Genomic DNA, 17,683 nt, shown 5'->3' with positions numbered 1-17,683 from the left:
AGCGGATAAGAAAGGGTTGGCGTCATGACGTCATTTCGCACGTTGGACGATATCGAAGCGGTTCGCGGCCAGCGCGTGTTGGTCCGCGTCGATATGAATGTACCGATGGCGGATGGCGCGGTGACAGACGATACGCGGCTGCGTGCACATGTCCCGACGATTACCGAATTGTCGGATGCCGGTGCCAAGGTTCTGCTGCTCGCGCATTTCGGCCGGCCCAAGGGAGAATATCGCCCCGAATTCTCGCTCGAACCTGTCGTGCCGGTGCTGGCAGATGTGCTCGGCCGAGACGTAATATTCATGCAGCGACCAGACAATGATGCGATCGATGCTCTTCCCGACGGCGCGATCGTCGTGATCGAAAATACACGCTTTGCCGGGGGTGAAGAAAAGAATGATCCAGGTATGGCCAAGGCGATCGCCTCGTTCGGCAATGCCTTTGTCAGCGACGCGTTTTCGGTGTCGCATCGTGCGCATATGTCGACCGAAGGGATAGCGCATCATCTCCCGGCATATGCTGGGCGTGCAATGCAGGCAGAACTCGACGCCCTGGAAGCTGCGCTCGGCAACCCGGAGCATCCGGTTGCCGCAGTCGTCGGGGGCGCGAAAGTCTCCACAAAGCTTGCTGTGCTCGAGCATCTCGTCACCAAGGTCGATCATCTGATTATTGGCGGCGGTATGGCGAACACCTTTCTCGCCGCACGGGGTGTGGATGTCGGGAAATCGCTGTGCGAGCATGAATTGACAGATACCGCGCTTGCTATCCTCGAGGCCGCTGATCGTGCCGATTGTACGGTGCATTTGCCCTATGACGTAGTCGTGGCGAAGGAATTCGCACCCAATCCGCCGACGCGCACGGTAAATGTCCATGAAGTCGCGGAAGACGAGATGATCCTCGATATCGGCCCCGCAGCCGTTGAGGCGTTAGCCGACGCACTAAAGACCTGCCGGACGTTGGTGTGGAATGGACCGTTGGGTGCCTTTGAAACGCCGCCCTTTGACACCGCTACAGTGGCGCTGGCGCAGACTGCTGCTGCGCTCACCCGCGAAGGTTCGCTGACATCTGTCGCGGGGGGCGGGGACACCGTTGCCGCGCTCAACCATGCGGGCGTCGCCGGTGATTTCACCTTTGTGTCCACCGCAGGCGGCGCCTTCCTCGAATGGATGGAAGGCAAGGAATTGCCAGGCGTTGCGGCGCTTAGCACATGAGCGAGAATGACGGCGTCGGATCCGATAGCGGGCTAGTTCCGATCATCGAGGGCGAATGGGCCGGCTGGTCTACATGGCCCGGTGATTCTTTCGAGCAATCGAGCGGACCATTTTACGAACGTATTGGTGATGACGGTCGGCCGGTAGCCGCTTTCCGCGCTGAGGACCGTCATATGAACGGCGCCGGCTTTATGCATGGCGGTTGCCTGATGACTTTCGCCGATAGCGCGATCTTCACGATTGCCCATGAAGCGATGGGCGACAGCCATGGCGTCACGCTCAGTCTCACCGGAGACTTTCTGGATCCCGTCAGCGAAGGCCAGTTTCTTGAAGCTCGTGGTGAGGTTGTGCGAGCTGGCGGCAAGACGATATTTATCCAGGGCCTGATTACCGCCGACGGCAAACCGGCGCTCCGCTTTAACGCGATCATTCGCAAAATTCGAAGTTGAAGACTGCGCGCCCGACTATGCACGATGCGCGGCGGCTGACCGTTGCCGATACCAACGGCCTTGATTATCAGACGCGTGAGATTCGCGCGAACCAAAGAGGAACCCAGAGGCGATGGCTAATCCCGAGATGATGCAAAAGATCAAGACTGGCGAGGGCTTTATTGCAGCGCTGGATCAGAGCGGTGGCTCAACCCCGAAAGCACTCAAGGGTTTCGGTATCGGAGAGGACGCCTATTCCAATGAGGACGAGATGTTCGCCCTCATCCACCAGATGCGCCAGCGGATCATCACGGCACCATCCTTTGGTAATGGCAAAGTGCTCGGTGCGATCCTGTTCGAAATGACGATGGACGGCGATGCGGATGGCAAGCCGGTTCCGACATTGCTTTGGGAACGCGGCGTGGTGCCGTTCCTCAAGGTCGACAAGGGCTTGGAAGACGATGCCGACGGCGTGCAGGTCATGAAACCGATGCCGGAGCTCGATGCCCTGTGCAAACGCGCGGTGGGCAAGGGTATCTTCGGCACCAAGATGCGGTCGGTCATCAACATGGCTTCACCAACCGGCATTGCGGCCAATGTGACCCAGCAATTCAAGGTCGCAAACCAGATCATCGATCATGGCCTGATGCCGATCGTTGAGCCGGAGGTTTCACTCAAAAGCCCGGAACGCGCCGAAGCGGACGCAATCTTGCAGCAAGAACTCACCAAAGCGCTCGATGCGCTGCCCGATGATCGCCAGGTGATGTTGAAACTCTCGATACCGGTCCAGCCGGGGCTCTATGATTCCATTGTTGCGCATCCACGCGTTGCCCGAGTGGTCGCCCTGTCCGGCGGGTATTCGCAAGATGATGCCTGCACAGAACTCGCCAAGAACCACGGCATGATTGCCAGCTTCTCGCGCGCGCTGCTGCAGGATCTGCGGCATGACATGGACGATGCCACATTCGACGGCACGCTTTCAGCGGCGATCGACAAGATCCACCAGGCATCGACTGCCAAAGTCTGATCTGCAAACATCATGGCCGAGGCCGAAACCGATTGTCAGCTCTACCTGATCTCACCGCCCGAACTCGGCGATGATTTTCCAGAGCGACTGTCGCGCGCTTTGGCCGCCGGTCCGGTTGCCGCTTTCCAGCTTCGGATGAAGGATGCGGAGGATGCCGCAATCGTGGCAATGGCCGAGCAATTGATGCCGATCTGTGCGGAGCATGACTGCGCCTTCATAATAAACGATCGCGCGGATCTCTGCGGCGAGTTGGGCGCAGATGGCGTGCATCTGGGGCAGCGAGATGGGGATATTGCGGATGCGCGGGCGCAACTGGGACGTGACGTCCAGATCGGTGCGACCTGCCATGACAGTCGCCATCTCGCGATGGAGGCGGGGGAGGCGGGCGCCGACTATGTCGCCTTTGGCGCATTCTTCGGCAGCAACACAAAGGAAACGACCCATCGGCCTGATCCTGAGATACTCTCCTGGTGGTCGACAATGTTCGTTCTGCCATGCGTTGCGATTGGCGGGATCACGCCGGACAATGCCACGCCGCTAATCGAAGCGGGGGCAGACTTTATTGCGGTAAGTGGTGCCGTCTGGAACCATCCGGAAGGCGAAGTGGCTGCTGTTAAGGCGTTTGGGGAGCTGCTGGCTGTCTAAGCTTCAGTGTCGCGCCGCGTGCGGCGGCCCACGGTGAAGTTCACGGCGTTTTTGAGCAGCATCTTGCGATAGCTTTCGGCGCTGGGAACGTCCGCCGCGCCATGCGCTGTTTCGCCCTTGCGATTTGGAATTCGCACGATCCGGCCGAAAAGACCGGCGGCGCGTGGGAAATGACCTTTGCTCGGTACCATTTTCTGTGCCTCTCGCTGGTGATGGGAGAGATACCGGTTCCGCGATTCGCTGTATTGGACGGAAGCGACAGGGCTTCGCCGCTTGTGGCCCGGGCGCTTGGCTGTTAGAGGCCGCGCCGGCTCTTTCAAAACAAGTGAGACACCCATGAAGATCAGCGGCGTGGATATTCGTCCCGGCAATATCATCGAATATGAGGGCGGCCTTTGGAAGGCTGTGAAGATCCAGCATACCCAGCCGGGCAAGGGCGGGGCCTATATGCAGGTCGAACTCAAGAACCTCGTCGATGGGCGCAAGAACAATGTCCGCTTCCGGTCAGCCGAGACCGTGGAAAAGGTCCGGCTCGATACGCGGGACTATCAATTCCTGTTCGCCGACGATGAAATGCTGACGTTCATGGACAAGGAAAATTACGAGCAGATCGCGCTGTCCAAGGACATGTTGGGCGAAGCCGCCGCTTTTCTCCAGGACGGCATGGATGTAATGCTCGAACTGTATGAAGAGAAACCGATCTCGGTTCAGCTTCCTGATCATGTCGAAGCTGAAATTGTCGAAGCCGATGCGGTCGTCAAAGGCCAGACGGCATCCTCCTCCTACAAGCCTGCAATCCTCGATAATGGCGTACGCGTCATGGTGCCGCCGCATATCAGCGCCGGTACCCGGATCATCGTTGACGTCTATGCGCAGGAATATGTGAAAAAGGCCGATTAGGCTCCCCTCGATTTGCGCGCTCGGTTAGGGCGCAGGAAACCATCATGCCATCCCGTTCCGCCATCATTACCGTTATGGATCGCGCCGCCCGCAAGGCCGGACGCAGCCTCGCTCGTGACTTTTCTGAGGTCGAGCATCTGCAAGTCGCGCGCAAAGGCCCGGCCGACTTTGTCTCGAAAGCCGATATGCGGGCCGAGCGCATCCTGTACGACGAGCTGTTGGCAGTTCGACCGGGTTGGGGATTCTTGCTGGAAGAGGGTGGCGAGATTGAAGGTGAAGAAGGCATGCCGCGCTGGGTGGTCGATCCGCTCGATGGCACGACGAACTTCCTCCATGGCATTCCGCATTTTGCAATCTCGATTGCAGTCCAGGAACCCAGGCTCGACGGCGGCTGGGGCGAGATCAGTGCGGCGATGGTGTATCAGCCGATAACCGATGACCTGTTCTGGGCCGAACGACATCGCGGGGCGTTTCTGCATGACCGCCGGCTGCTTGTGTCGGGACGTCGCGATCTGAGCGAATGCCTGATTGCGACAGGTGTGCCGTTCAAAGGGCATGGGGATATCGATCAGTTCAACACGATTTTCAATGCGATTGCTCCGAAAGTCGCAGGGATCCGGCGCTACGGCTCTGCAGCTCTCGATCTCGCTTGGCTGGCCGCCGGGCGTTACGATGGATTTTGGGAAGCCGATCTCCAGCCCTGGGACGTCGCCGCCGGTATTTTGATCGTCCGCGAAGCCAAGGGTTTCGTCACCGATTTTCGCGGTGGAAGCCAGCCGATGGAGCGCAGCGAATTTCTTGCGGCCAATGATGCGGTCCATTCCAAGCTGCACAAGATCGTTGCAAGCGCGCTGCGCGGATAGAATAACCCGCAAATAGGCGGGCTTCCGGCCTTGCCCCTTGGTGCGCATCCTCCTAAAAGCGCCCCAGATTCCACGCAGACCGCGAGTCCTTCCTGTGCCCGAGACGATTGCCGTCGATCTGACCCAATATCTGCCGATCCTGTTGTTTCTCGGGATAGCGCTGCTGATGTCACTGGCCTTTGTCGTTTTGCCGATGATCGCGGCAAAATTCACTGGCGCTGCCAATCCATATCCGAACAAGCTCACCGAATATGAATGCGGCTTTCCCGCGTTTGAAGATTCACGAAGCCAGTTCGACGTACGCTTCTATCTGGTGGCGATCCTGTTCATCATCTTCGACCTGGAAGCGGCATTCCTGTTTCCCTGGGCCGTCACGGTGTTTGACCTTGGCTGGGTGGCCTGGATCGCGATGATGATTTTCCTGATCGAGCTGGCGATCGGCCTGGCCTATGCCTGGAAAGTGGGGGCACTCGAATGGGAGTAGATCTCAACACGACACCGCCACCACCCGGCACGCTTCCGGACCCGGACTTTTTGAAGGACATCAATGCCGAGGTGGCCGACAAAGGCTTTCTCGTCACCTCGACCGAAGAACTGTTTCAATGGGCGCGGACTGGTTCGCTCTGGTGGATGACGTTCGGCTTGGCCTGTTGCGCGGTCGAGATGATCCAGGTGAATATGCCGCGTTATGACATGGAACGGTTCGGCGCCGCGCCGCGCGCAAGCCCGCGCCAGTCCGATGTGATGATCGTTGCCGGCACGCTGTGCAACAAGATGGCACCGGCTCTGCGCCGCGTTTATGACCAGATGGCCGAACCACGTTATGTGATTTCGATGGGCAGCTGCGCCAATGGCGGCGGCTATTATCATTACAGCTATTCAGTGGTTCGCGGATGCGATCGCATTGTGCCCGTCGATATCTACGTCCCGGGGTGCCCGCCTACCGCAGAAGCTCTGCTCTATGGCGTGATGCAGCTCCAGCGGAAAATTCGCCGCGTTGGCACGGTGGAGCGTTGATCGATGGCATCGCCGGCTCCTGTAATCGCCTCAAATGAAGGCGTGATTGACGCGATCAGCGCCGCGCTTGGCGATGATCTGCTGCATGCTGAAGAGGCCGTAGACGAGATTTCGGTAACGGTGCGTCGGGAGGCGATTAACGCTGTGATGGTTACGCTGCGCGATACTGAAGGCCTGCATTACCAGCAGCTGATGGAGATCGCCGGTGTCGACTATCCGGAGCGGCCCGAACGCTTCGATGTCTGCTATCACCTGCTGTCTTTGACCCGCAATCATCGCATCCGCGTCCGCGTGACGACCGACGAAGAAACGCCGGTTCCGACGATCACCGATATCTGGCCGGTGGCCGGCTGGCTCGAGCGCGAATTGTTCGACATGTATGGCGTATTGTTTGACGGCAATCCTGACCTTCGCCGTATCCTCACCGATTATGGGTTTCGCGGCCATCCGTTCCGCAAGGATTTCCCGCTCACGGGCTATGTCGAGATGCGCTATTCCGAAGAGCATAAGCGGGTGATCTATGAGCCCGTCGAGCTCGCTCAGGATTTCCGGACATTCGATTTCATGAGCCCATGGGAAGGGGCCGACTATATTCTTCCGGGTGATGAGAAAGCGGATGGGGAGGAGGCTCCCAATGGCTAATTATCTCGAAGAAATTCAGGGCAAGACTGACGAGGTTGATCCGACCATCGGCGATGTCGAGATTTCCAACTACACGATCAACTTTGGTCCGCAGCATCCTGCAGCCCATGGTGTGCTGCGCATGGTCATGGAGCTGGACGGCGAGATTGTTGAACGCGTCGATCCGCATATCGGGCTGCTCCATCGCGGCACCGAAAAGCTGATCGAGCACAAAACCTATTTACAGGCGCTGCCCTATTTCGATCGGCTCGATTATGTCTCGCCGATGTGCATGGAGCATAGCTATGTGCTGGCGATCGAGAAGCTGCTCGATCTCGAAGTGCCGCTCCGCGCCCAATATATCCGCGTGCTATTTGCCGAGCTCACTCGCATCCTCAATCACTGCCTGAACCTGGGCGCCCATGTGATGGATGTTGGCGCGATGACGCCGAATATCTGGCTCTTCGAAATCCGTGAACAGGCGATGGCCTTTTATGAGCGCGCATCCGGCGCGCGCATGCATGCGGCCTATTTCCGGCCCGGTGGCGTACACCAGGACCTGCCACCCAAGCTGATCGCCGATATGGCCGACTGGCTCGATACGTTTCCGACGCTCTACGAAGACGCGATGAGCCTTGTCGTCGACAATCGCATTTTCAAGCAGCGCAATGTCGATATCGCGGTCGTTTCCAAGGATGATGCGGTAAAATGGGGCTTTTCCGGCCCGATGATCCGCGGCTCGGGCATTCCCTGGGACCTGCGCAAGTCGCAGCCTTACGATGTTTATGATCGGATGGAGTTTGACGTACCCGTGGGCACCAAGGGCGATTGCTATGATCGCTTCATGGTCCGGGTCGAAGAAGTTCGTCAGTCCGCGCGCATCATGCGCCAATGTATCAACGATATGCCAGAAGGGCCGATTGCCAGTCTTGATCGCAAGATTGTCCCGCCGAAGCGCGGCGAAATGAAGCAGTCGATGGAAGCGCTCATCCATCACTTCAAACTCTATACCGAAGGTTTCCACGTCCCGGCGGGCGAAGTCTATGTCGCCACCGAAAGCCCCAAGGGTGAGTTTGGCGTCTATCTGGTCAGTGACGGCACCAACAAGCCGTATCGTTGCAAGATCCGCCCGACAGCGTTCAGCCATCTCCAGGCGATGGATTTCATGTGCAAGGGCCATATGCTCGCCGACTCCACCGCAATCCTCGGCGCGATCGACGTCGTTTTCGGGGAGTGTGACCGGTGAGGCAGTTACGGTTCGCGATATTGTGCCTCTCGGCGGCCACGTTGATAAATGGGGCGATCTTGTTCATAATCGAGAGCTTTTTCTGGAGTGACGTCAGCAAGAGCATTCATTTGTTGCTTGGGCTGATCTTTATGGGCTTGCTAGCGATGACTGTGCTTTTTGCCGCAGTGGCAATCACCATACGGTTGTGGCCGGTTGTAAAGTCTTGGCGGAATGGGGCTGCTCGTGGCTGATTGTTGCCCCATCAACCTCGCCGACAAGCTCTCGCAGTTTTCAGACCATTGGAATCCGCGGATTGCGGCCAGCTACAATGACAATGAAGTCCGCCTCGCCAAGCTTAAGGGCGATTTCGATTGGCATAGCCATGCGGACACCGATGAGCTGTTCCTCGTGATCGAAGGCGCACTGGGCATCGAGTTTCGCGATGGCGTCCAGCACCTGGAGCGCGGCGAAATGATTGTTGTGCCCAAGGGCGTCGAGCATCGACCGTTCTGCGAGAATGAGGTGCATGTGATGATCATGGATCGTGAAGGCGAGCCCAATACAGGCGTCAATCCGTCCGCACGGACCCGCGAAACATTGGAGGCGATCTGATGACGATCCTTCCCGACGATAAACTCTCCCAGTCCTCCACGGACACGGCTCTCGAAAATGCCGAGATCCGTGAACGGTGGGGCAACTTCGCCTGGACTGATGAAAATGCGGAGAAGGCGAAAGAAATCATTGCGCGCTATCCCGATGGACGCCAGGCTTCGGCGGTGATGCCGCTCCTTGATCTGGCGCAGCGCCAGGTGGGTGCGGATACCAATACGCAAGGCTGGCTGCCGGTACCGGTGATCGAATTTGTCGCGGCGCAATGCGACATGCCCTATATGCGCGCCTATGAGGTAGCGACCTTCTACACCATGTATAATCTGGTGCCCGTCGGTCGGCATCATGTGCAGCTATGCGGTACCACGCCATGCCTGTTGCGCGGGTCTGACGATGTCATGGCCGCGTGCAAGAACAAGGGCCTGGTGAAAGGAAAGACGACCCCGGACGGCATGTTTACGCTGACCGAAGTCGAATGTCTGGGCGCCTGTGCCAATGCGCCGATGGTCCAGATCAACGACGATAATTTCGAAGATCTCGATTATGACAGCATGACCGATATCCTCGACAAGCTCAGCAATGACGAAGCAGTGACGCCGGGGCCGCAGATCGATCGCCAGACCAGCTGTCCAGAAGGCGGACCGACAACTCTCAAAGACATGGCCGAGGCGACCGAGTGATGGCGACGCGCGGACCCTTTTCCTCGATGACGCTTGTCCAGGCGACAATCACCTTTGTGGTTGCCTTCATGGCGATCAATATTCTGATCGATGTCTTTGCCTTCGGTTTCGAACCGACCCGCAATATTGTGCGCCATGTCGTCGCTGCGATGATCGCGGCGCCAATCTGGTATCTGTTCATTCGTTGGATGAGGTCGCGCAATGCTTGACGACAAGGATCGCATCTTCACCAATATCTATGGCTTCCAGCCATGGGAAATCGACGCGGCGATCAAGCGTGGCGATTGGGACGGCACGAAGAAGCTGCTGGAAAAATCGCAAGACGATATCATCGAAGAGGTGAAGGCATCGGGCTTGCGCGGTCGCGGCGGCGCGGGCTTCCCGACAGGCCTCAAATGGTCCTTCATGCCGAAGGAATCCAAGGACGGCCGGCCGAGCTTCCTCGTCATCAATGCCGATGAATCCGAGCCGGGCAGTTGCAAGGATCGCGAGATCATGCGGCATGATCCGCAAAAGCTGATCGAAGGTGCGCTGATCGCCGGTTACGCGATGCGCGCGCGCGCCGCCTATATCTATATTCGCGGCGAATTTATCCGCGAAGCCGAAACCCTCTTTGCGGCTGTGAAACAGGCCTATGACAAGGGCTTTATCGGTAAGAATGCCTGTGGTTCCGGTTATGATTTCGACGTTTTCGTCCATCGCGGCGCGGGCGCATATATCTGCGGCGAGGAAACCGCGCTGCTCGAAAGTCTCGAAGGCAAGAAGGGCCAGCCGCGTCTGAAGCCGCCATTCCCGGCTGGTGCGGGCCTCTATGGCTGCCCGACGACCGTCAACAATGTCGAGAGCATTGCGGTGGTGCCGACGATCCTGCGCCGCGGTCCGGGCTGGTTTGCCGGCATAGGTCGCGAAGGCAATCAGGGTACCAAGCTGTTCCAGATTTCCGGCCATGTCGAAAAGCCGTGCGTTGTCGAAGAGGCAATGAGCGTTCCGTTTCGCGATCTGATCGAAAAGCATGCGGGCGGCATTACTGGCGGTTGGGACAATCTGCTCGCCGTGATTCCGGGCGGCTCGTCCGTGCCTTTGGTGCCAGCCGAAGAAATTATGGACGCGCCGATGGATTTCGACGGGCTCAAGGATCTTGGCTCGGGTCTCGGCACGGCAGCGGTAATCGTCATGGACAAGTCGACGGATATTGTCCGCGCGATCAGCCGCATCTCCTATTTCTACAAGCATGAAAGCTGCGGTCAGTGCACGCCGTGCCGCGAAGGGACCGGCTGGATGTGGCGCATGATGGAGCGGCTGCGCGAAGGTAAAGCCGATTTCTCCGATATCGACATGCTTCAAGAGGTTACGAAACAGGTCGAAGGCCATACGATTTGCGCGCTGGGCGACGCAGCCGCATGGCCGATCCAGGGCCTGATCCGCCACTTCCGCCCCGAACTCGAACGCCGCATCCGCGAATATGCAAGCCGCAGCGATGGTGGCGAAATGATGGAGGCGGCAGAATGAGCGCAACACCAACACCGATCCGGAACCTGAAAGTGATTGTCGGGATAATTGCGCTCGCATGGGTCGTGGTGATGATCGCCTTCTTTCTCGCCATGAACGAGAAGGGCGATTGGATGGAGGATACGGCGTCCTTCTATGCCTTTATCTGTGGTTTGGCGGCGATGGTCGGCGCGATCTTCACCTATTTGCGCAAGAAATGGGCTGTCCTTGTCTATTTGCTCGCCAGTCTCGCATTGGTGCTGACACCCTTTATGCAAGGCACTCTGGACCTGCCTTTCACCATGGACTGGGGCTATCTGGCGCTGCTCGGGGTCTATCTCATTGCCGTGATACCGGCGTGGAAACATCTGGGGAGCGGCGATGCCTAAGGTCACCGTAGACGGCACCGAGATCGAGGTTCCCGAGGGCGCAACCGTCCTTCAGGCGTGCGAGCTTGCCGGTAAGGAAATCCCGCGTTTCTGCTATCATGAGCGACTGTCGATTGCCGGCAATTGCCGCATGTGCCTCGTTGAAGTGAAACCCGGACCACCCAAGCCGCAGGCGAGCTGTGCGCTGCCGGCCGCAGAGGGTCAGGAAATCTCGACGCAGAGCGAAATGGTTAAAACCGCGCGCGAAGGGGTGATGGAGTTTCTCCTCATCAACCATCCGCTCGATTGTCCGATTTGCGATCAGGGTGGCGAATGCGACTTGCAGGATCAGGCCATGGCCTATGGCAAAGGCCATACCCGCTATGAAATGAACAAGCGCGCGGTGACTGAGAAATATATGGGGCCGGTGGTCAAGACGATCATGACGCGATGCATCCATTGCACGCGCTGTGTCCGCTTTGCGCAGGAGGTTGCCGGCGTCGAAGAAATCGGTGCGGTGGGCCGCGGCGAGAATATGGAGATCACTACCTATCTCGAACATGCCGCCGAGAGTGAGCTCTCTGGCAATGTCGTGGATCTCTGTCCGGTTGGTGCGCTGACCGCACGGCCCTATGCGTTTGAAGCCCGGCCCTGGGAATTGCAGAAGACGCCGTCGATTGATGTGATGGATGCCGTGGGCACCAATATCCGGCTCGATAGCCGGGGCAGGGAAGTGCTCCGCGCCCTCCCGCGCATCAATGAAGACGTGAATGAGGAATGGGCGAGTAACAAGACGCGCCACGCAGTCGACGGTCTTTACAAGAACCGCCTCGATACGCCCTGGATTCGCAAGGACGGCACGCTCGAAAAAGCGAGCTGGAGCGAAGCCTTTGCGGCTATCGCCGATGCGGCGCAGAAAGCCGGCAGCAAGGTTGCTGCAATTGGTGGCGATCTCGTTGAAATCGAAGCGCTTTATGCCGCGCAGAAGCTTCTCGAAGGTCTTGGCTCCAAGCTGATCGAGGGCCGCCAGACCGGCATGGATTACGACGCGAGTAATCTTGCCGCGGTGAATTTCAACACGACGATCGCTGGCATCGAAACCGCTGATGCGATCCTGTTGGTCGGAACCAATCCGCGCTGGGAGGCCCCGCTGGTCAACACGCGGATCCGCAAGGCCATCAAGGCCGGCGCGAAGGTCTTCGCGATCGGCCCGGAAATCGATTTGACCTATCCGGTCACCTGGCTTGGCGATGATGCGGCGCTTTTGTCGAATCTTCCAAGCGAAGCCGCTGATGCGCTGAAAAATGCCGAGCGTCCCGCAATGATCCTGGGTGGCGGTGCGCTGATGGTGCCGGGCGTCCATGCCACATCGCTGGCGCTTGCCGATACGCTCAATCTCGTACGAGACGGTTGGAACGGATATAATGTGCTGCACTTCTCAGCCGCACGGATGGGCGGGTTGATGCTTGGCTGGGCACAGCCCGGCGGTGTTGCTGATCTTGCTGCTGCCAAGCCGGAACTACTGTTGTTGCTGGGTGCGGATGGCGTTGATTTCGGTGCGTTCGACAGCGCGTTCACTGTCTATGTTGGCCATCATGGTGAACAGGGCGCCGCGCATGCCGATGTCATCCTTCCGGGTGCGTCTTATGCTGAGAAAAGCGGCACCTGGGTCAATCTTGAAGGTCGCGTGCAACGTGGCAATCGCGCCATATTCCCGCCGGGCGATGCGCGCGAGGATTGGACGATCTTCCGGGCGCTGTCCGATGCGCTCGGGGAAGCGCTGCCGTTCGATACGCTGGACGAATTGCGCGATGCGATTGCGGCCGATTTCCCGGCGCTCGCCGACGAAGGCCTGGCGGACTATGAATGGGCACCGCCCAAGCTGTCCGCAGATGCACCAAGCGGTACCATCGCTCTGCCGATTTCTGATTTCTACCTGACCAACGCTATCTGCCGCGCAAGCGAGACGATGCAGCGCTGCTCGGCGGAACTGATCCATGGCGAAACATTCGCGGAGGCCGCCGAATGACCGCTTGGTTCCAGGAACTACTCGGCCTTGGCTTTGGCTGGTTTGTCGGGACGACCATCCTGATCCTGCTGATCGCGTTGCCGCTGCTGCTGGTCGTCGCAATGATCGTCTATGCGGATCGCAAGATCTGGGCGGCGATTGCGCTGCGTCGCGGGCCCAATGTGGTCGGGCCATGGGGCGTGCTGCAAAGCTTTGCGGATGGATTGAAAGTCTTCCTCAAGGAAACGATCATTCCGACATCGGCGAACAGGGGCCTGTTCCTGATTGCGCCGATCATCACATTCACGGTCGCGCTGATCTCATGGGCGGTGATCCCGTTCGGGCCGGACATGGTGTTGGCCAATATCAATGTCGGTCTGCTCTATATTCTCGCGATCAGTTCGCTGGGCGTTTACGGTGTCGTGATTGCCGGCTGGGCATCCAACTCCAAATATCCCTTCTATTCGGCGATGCGCGCCGCAGCCCAGATGGTGAGCTACGAGGTCTCGATCGGCTTTGTGCTGCTCGCCGTTGTGATGTGGGCGGATACGTTTAACCTGCAGGATATTATCCTTGCGCAACAAGCGCATGTGCTGGGTTTCATCAACGGCTTTGCCTTTAATCCGTTGCTTTTCCCGATGGCCGTGGTGTTCCTGATTTCCGCCTTGGCCGAAACGGCGCGCGCACCCTTTGACCTTACCGAGGCGGAATCCGAGCTCGTTGCCGGCTACCAGACCGAATATTCATCGATGAGCTTCGCGCTCTACTGGCTGGGTGAATATGCCAATGTCATCCTGATGTGCGCACTGAATGCCATTCTGTTCTGGGGTGGCTGGCTCCCGCCGGTGGATTGGGAGCCGCTCTATGCGGTGCCCGGCATTGTCTGGCTGTCCATGAAGATACTGATCTTCTTCTTCATCTTCAGCTGGGTGAAGGCGACCGTGCCGCGCTACCGCTATGACCAGTTGATGCGGCTGGGCTGGAAAGTCTTCCTGCCGCTGTCACTCATCTGGGTCGTGCTGATCTCCGGCTATCTCATGCTGACGAGGTATGGCCTGTGATCCCCGCAATCATCATCAATTCGATCGCAGCTTCGCCTGCCGAGGGAGGGATGCCGTCATGAGCAGCATTGCCCATTACATCAAATCCTTCACGCTCTGGGAAATCGTCAAGGCGCATGTCCTGACGCTCAAATATTTCTTCAAGCCCAAGGCGACGATCAACTATCCCTATGAGAAGAACCCGATCTCGCCGCGCTTCCGCGGGGAGCATGCGCTGCGCCGTTATCCCAATGGTGAAGAGCGCTGCATCGCCTGTAAGCTTTGCGAAGCCGTTTGCCCGGCCCAGGCGATCACGATCGAGGCCGAGCCGCGCGAAGACGGCAGTCGCCGCACGACGCGCTACGATATCGATATGACGAAGTGCATCTATTGCGGGCTGTGCCAGGAAGCATGCCCGGTCGATGCTGTCGTCGAAGGTCCAAATTTCGAATATGCAACAGAGACGCGGGAGGAGCTTCTCTACGACAAGGATAAATTGCTGGCCAATGGCGACAAATGGGAGCGGGCAATTGCCGCTAACCTTGCCGCCGATGCGCCCTATCGTTAAGCCGCAGCCGATTTCTACAGGGGTCCCAAGATAACGTGATTCAGGCCTTCGCCTTTTATATGTTCGCAACCGTCGTCATCGCCTCTGGCGTGCTGACGATCCTGTCGCGCAATCCGGTTCATTCGGTCCTCTGGCTGATCCTGGCATTCTTCAACGCTGCCGGCCTGATGGTCATCATCGGGGCTGAATTTATCGCGATGCTGCTGATCCTCGTTTATGTTGGCGCGGTCGCGGTGTTGTTCCTCTTTGTCGTGATGATGCTGAATATCGATTTTGCATCCTTGCGCACCGGTCTCGCGCGCAACCTGCCATTTGGCTTACTGATTGCCGCAATCCTGTTGGCCGAGATGATCCTTGCGGTTGGGGCTTGGTCCTTTGCCGATCTTGGCCCGGACACGCGCATGGCGACGATCAATCCCGATGTTCCCAATGTCGAAGCCATCGGCCGCGCGCTCTATGATCGCTATCTGCTGGTCTTTGAAGGGGCTGGCATCGTCCTGCTGATCGCCATGGTCGGTGCGATCGTGCTGACCCATCGCGAACGCAGCGGGACACGACCGCAAAATGTGTCGCAACAGATTAAGCGTCGCCCGGAAGATGCGGTGCGCAAAACCAATCCTGAAATCGGCAAGGGGGTCGAGCTATGATCGGCCTGGGCCATTATCTCGTCGTCAGCGCGATCCTGTTTGTGATCGGCGTGCTGGGGATCTTCATCAATCGGCGCAACATCATCATCATCATGATGGCGATCGAGCTGATCCTGCTCGCGGTGAACATCAATCTCGTCGCCTTCAGCGCCTATCTTGGCGATGTTGTCGGCCAGGTCTTTGCGATGTTCGTGCTGACAGTTGCAGCCGGTGAAGCTGCGATCGGGCTTGCCATCCTAGTTATCTTCTTCCGTGGTCGCGGCAATATTGCTGTTGACGACGCCAACCGGATGAAGGGCTGACACCATGATCCAGCTCATCGTCTTTCTGCCGTTACTCGCGGCGATCATTGCCGGTTTGGGCAATCGCGCGCTTGGCAATTTCACCGCGAAGATCCTCACGACGGGCGTGCTGTTTGCGGGCTGCGCGCTCAGCTGGATCATCTTCATGCAATTCATGGCCGGTGGGCAGGAAGCCTATGTCGCGCCGGTGTTCGACTGGATCCGGTCTGGCGATATGGATGTCGCCTGGAGCCTGCGTGTCGACACACTGACCGCGGTCATGCTGGTCGTGGTGACTACAGTATCGGCGCTCGTGCACCTTTATAGCTGGGGCTATATGGCCGAAGACCCGGATCAGCCGCGCTTCTTCGCCTATCTCTCGCTCTTCACCTTCGCGATGCTGATGCTCGTAACGTCGAACAATCTAGTGCAGATGTTCTTCGGTTGGGAAGGCGTGGGCCTCGCTTCCTATCTGCTGATCGGTTTCTGGTACAAAAAGCCAAGCGCCAATGCGGCGGCGATCAAGGCCTTTGTCGTCAACCGGGTCGGCGATTTCGGCTTCTCGCTCGGTATCTTCGGAACCTTCGTGGTGTTCGGCACGGTGTCGATTCCGGAAATCCTCGAAGCCGCACCCGCCATGGCGGGATCGACGATCGGTTTCCTCGGTTATCGCGTCGATACGATGACCTTGCTCTGCCTGCTGTTGTTTGTGGGCGCCATGGGCAAATCAGCACAGTTTGGCCTCCACACTTGGCTGCCCGATGCCATGGAAGGTCCGACACCGGTTTCCGCGCTGATCCATGCGGCAACGATGGTAACCGCTGGCGTTTTCATGGTCTGCCGCCTCTCGCCAATGTTCGAGACGAGCGACGTCGCGCTAACGGTTGTGGTGTTCTTCGGAATGCTGACGGCCTTCTTCGCAGCGACGGTTGGTACCGCTCAGATGGATATCAAGCGGGTGATTGCCTATTCGACCTGTTCACAGCTCGGCTATATGTTCGTGGCCGCAGGGCTGGGTGCCTATGGCATCGCCATGTTCCATCTTTTCACCCACGCCTTCTTCAAGGCGCTGCTGTTCCTCGGCGCGGGTTCGGTCATCCACGCCATGCATCATGAGCAGGACATGCAGCATTATGGCGCGTTGAGAAAAGAGATCCCGTTCACCTTCTGGGCGATGGTCATCGGCACCTTGGCGATCACCGGGGTTGGCATTGTTGGCGTGTTCGGATTTGCCGGCTTTTATTCGAAGGACCTGATCATCGAAGCGGCATTTGTGTCCGATTCTTCGCTGGGCGGCGTGGCCTTCTTCACGCTGGTATTCGCTGCGCTGCTAACCAGCTTCTATAGCTGGCGGCTCATTTTCATGACCTTCTTCGGCAAGGCGCGCTGGATCACGTCCGAGCATATTCAGCATGCCGTGCATGATCATGGCGATGACAGTCATGATGACGCGCCCGAAGGTACGGGCGGCTATCATCCGCATGAGAGCCCATGGTCGATGCTGATTCCGCTCGCCGTGCTGTCGATTGGTGCGATCTTTGCCGGTTATCTGTTCTACTATCCGTTTGGCTATGCCGAGCAGGGCGAGATCTTCTGGGCTGGCAGTATCGCGCTCGACACGCATCTGCTGCACGCGATCCATGAAGTGCCAACCTGGGTGAAATATGCGCCGGGCGCTGTGATGCTAACAGGCCTCGCAATCGCCTGGCTCGCTTACATTCGCTACACGGATTGGCCGCGCCGCTTTGTCGATCAGTTCCGCGTGCTGCACGCGTTCCTCTACAATAAATGGTATATTGATGAGCTGTACGATGTGATCTTTGTGCGCCCGTCCTTTGCGATCGGTCGCTTCTTGTGGAAGCGCGGCGACAAGGGCTTTATCGACCGGTTCGGGCCGGACGGCGTATCGGGGCTCGTTGCTGTCGGCAGCGGTTTCGCGCGGCGGTTCCAGAGCGGATATCTCTATAGCTATGCGCTGGTGATGCTGATCGGCATTGCAGCGGCGACAACCTGGGCGATCACGCGGTGAACCAGCTCGATTTCCCCATACTCTCGC

21 protein-coding genes and 1 pseudogene are annotated in these 17,683 nt (G+C 58.2%); 21 read left to right on the top strand and 1 reads right to left on the bottom strand.

Annotation, left to right across the window (positions count from 1 at the left end; genetic code table 11):
* The first annotated feature begins 24 nt into the window (after positions 1-24).
* The 4 genes from pgk to thiE all read left to right on the top strand — a co-directional run bounded on the left by pgk (position 25) and on the right by thiE (position 3,309).
* Positions 25-1,209: a phosphoglycerate kinase gene (gene pgk / locus HFP51_RS05625; RefSeq protein ID WP_176874761.1), complete on the top strand. Its 1,185-nt coding sequence runs from the start codon at positions 25-27 to the stop codon at positions 1,207-1,209.
* On the top strand, positions 1,206-1,658 hold the full coding sequence (locus HFP51_RS05620; protein WP_176874760.1) for a PaaI family thioesterase: 453 nt from the start codon (positions 1,206-1,208) through the stop codon (positions 1,656-1,658). Before pgk ends, HFP51_RS05620 begins: the two co-directional genes overlap by 4 nt.
* A gap of 112 nt (positions 1,659-1,770) precedes the next feature.
* Positions 1,771-2,664 carry a fructose bisphosphate aldolase gene (locus HFP51_RS05615; RefSeq protein WP_176874759.1) on the top strand — a complete coding sequence of 298 codons (894 nt, stop codon included), beginning with the start codon at positions 1,771-1,773 and terminating at the stop codon, positions 2,662-2,664.
* A gap of 12 nt (positions 2,665-2,676) precedes the next feature.
* Positions 2,677-3,309, top strand: a complete 633-nt coding sequence (gene thiE, locus HFP51_RS05610; protein WP_176874758.1) for a thiamine phosphate synthase — start codon at positions 2,677-2,679, stop codon at positions 3,307-3,309.
* Here the strand turns inward: thiE and HFP51_RS05605 are convergent.
* On the bottom strand, positions 3,306-3,500 hold the full coding sequence (locus HFP51_RS05605) for a hypothetical protein (protein ID WP_176874757.1): 195 nt from the start codon (positions 3,498-3,500) through the stop codon (positions 3,306-3,308). The two genes, thiE and HFP51_RS05605, sit on opposite strands and share 4 nt — an antisense overlap.
* A gap of 145 nt (positions 3,501-3,645) precedes the next feature.
* Between HFP51_RS05605 and efp the strand changes: the two genes are divergently transcribed.
* From efp to nuoL, 17 genes and pseudogenes are all read left to right on the top strand, one after another.
* A complete protein-coding gene (efp, locus tag HFP51_RS05600; RefSeq protein WP_176874756.1) occupies positions 3,646-4,209 on the top strand; it encodes an elongation factor P in 564 nt (187 codons plus the stop codon).
* A 44-nt stretch (positions 4,210-4,253) separates the two neighbouring features.
* Entirely contained in the window at positions 4,254-5,072 is an 819-nt protein-coding gene (locus tag HFP51_RS05595; protein WP_176874755.1) for an inositol monophosphatase family protein, read from the top strand.
* Positions 5,073-5,238: 166 nt separating this feature from the next.
* A complete protein-coding gene (gene ndhC / locus HFP51_RS05590) occupies positions 5,239-5,556 on the top strand; it encodes an NADH-quinone oxidoreductase subunit A (protein WP_176876562.1) in 318 nt (105 codons plus the stop codon).
* Positions 5,547-6,089, top strand: coding sequence for an NADH-quinone oxidoreductase subunit B family protein (locus HFP51_RS05585; RefSeq protein WP_176874754.1), 543 nt, complete (start codon positions 5,547-5,549; stop codon positions 6,087-6,089). The genes ndhC and HFP51_RS05585 overlap by 10 nt, the downstream gene beginning before the upstream one ends.
* A 3-nt stretch (positions 6,090-6,092) precedes the next feature.
* A pseudogene (locus HFP51_RS05580) lies at positions 6,093-6,719 on the top strand (NADH-quinone oxidoreductase subunit C); the annotation flags it as partial.
* 4 nt (positions 6,720-6,723) lie between these two features.
* Positions 6,724-7,956, top strand: a complete 1,233-nt coding sequence (locus HFP51_RS05575) for an NADH-quinone oxidoreductase subunit D (RefSeq protein WP_176874752.1) — start codon at positions 6,724-6,726, stop codon at positions 7,954-7,956.
* Positions 7,957-8,169: 213 nt separating this feature from the next.
* The gene (locus HFP51_RS05570; protein WP_176874751.1) at positions 8,170-8,550 is read left to right on the top strand and encodes a cupin domain-containing protein; all 381 of its coding nucleotides are present in this window, start codon (positions 8,170-8,172) and stop codon (positions 8,548-8,550) included.
* Positions 8,550-9,227, top strand: coding sequence for an NAD(P)H-dependent oxidoreductase subunit E (locus tag HFP51_RS05565; protein WP_176874750.1), 678 nt, complete (start codon positions 8,550-8,552; stop codon positions 9,225-9,227). Before HFP51_RS05570 ends, HFP51_RS05565 begins: the two co-directional genes overlap by 1 nt.
* Positions 9,227-9,436 (top strand): hypothetical protein, encoded by a 210-nt coding sequence (locus HFP51_RS05560; protein ID WP_176874749.1) that lies wholly within the window; start codon positions 9,227-9,229, stop codon positions 9,434-9,436. The genes HFP51_RS05565 and HFP51_RS05560 overlap by 1 nt, the downstream gene beginning before the upstream one ends.
* On the top strand, positions 9,429-10,736 hold the full coding sequence (gene nuoF / locus HFP51_RS05555) for an NADH-quinone oxidoreductase subunit NuoF (protein WP_176874748.1): 1,308 nt from the start codon (positions 9,429-9,431) through the stop codon (positions 10,734-10,736). The genes HFP51_RS05560 and nuoF overlap by 8 nt, the downstream gene beginning before the upstream one ends.
* Complete coding sequence (locus tag HFP51_RS05550) at positions 10,733-11,104, top strand: hypothetical protein (RefSeq protein ID WP_176874747.1); 372 nt, start codon at positions 10,733-10,735, stop codon at positions 11,102-11,104. The genes nuoF and HFP51_RS05550 overlap by 4 nt, the downstream gene beginning before the upstream one ends.
* Positions 11,097-13,112, top strand: coding sequence for an NADH-quinone oxidoreductase subunit NuoG (nuoG, locus tag HFP51_RS05545; RefSeq protein ID WP_176874746.1), 2,016 nt, complete (start codon positions 11,097-11,099; stop codon positions 13,110-13,112). Before HFP51_RS05550 ends, nuoG begins: the two co-directional genes overlap by 8 nt.
* Entirely contained in the window at positions 13,109-14,152 is a 1,044-nt protein-coding gene (nuoH, locus tag HFP51_RS05540) for an NADH-quinone oxidoreductase subunit NuoH (RefSeq protein ID WP_176874745.1), read from the top strand. Before nuoG ends, nuoH begins: the two co-directional genes overlap by 4 nt.
* Before the next feature lie 58 nt (positions 14,153-14,210).
* Positions 14,211-14,699, top strand: a complete 489-nt coding sequence (nuoI, locus tag HFP51_RS05535) for an NADH-quinone oxidoreductase subunit NuoI (RefSeq protein ID WP_176874744.1) — start codon at positions 14,211-14,213, stop codon at positions 14,697-14,699.
* A 35-nt stretch (positions 14,700-14,734) separates the two neighbouring features.
* Positions 14,735-15,346 (top strand): NADH-quinone oxidoreductase subunit J, encoded by a 612-nt coding sequence (locus HFP51_RS05530; protein ID WP_176874743.1) that lies wholly within the window; start codon positions 14,735-14,737, stop codon positions 15,344-15,346.
* Positions 15,343-15,648, top strand: a complete 306-nt coding sequence (gene nuoK, locus HFP51_RS05525; protein ID WP_176874742.1) for an NADH-quinone oxidoreductase subunit NuoK — start codon at positions 15,343-15,345, stop codon at positions 15,646-15,648. Before HFP51_RS05530 ends, nuoK begins: the two co-directional genes overlap by 4 nt.
* A 4-nt stretch (positions 15,649-15,652) precedes the next feature.
* On the top strand, positions 15,653-17,656 hold the full coding sequence (nuoL, locus tag HFP51_RS05520; RefSeq protein ID WP_176874741.1) for an NADH-quinone oxidoreductase subunit L: 2,004 nt from the start codon (positions 15,653-15,655) through the stop codon (positions 17,654-17,656).
* Positions 17,657-17,683: the final 27 nt, after the last annotated feature.

The sequence above is a fragment of the Parasphingopyxis sp. CP4 genome (assembly GCF_013378055.1).
Lineage (GTDB): Bacteria > Pseudomonadota > Alphaproteobacteria > Sphingomonadales > Sphingomonadaceae > Parasphingopyxis.
The sequence above is the reverse complement of the archived record's forward strand: the minus strand, read 5'-3'. Positions and strand labels throughout refer to the sequence as shown.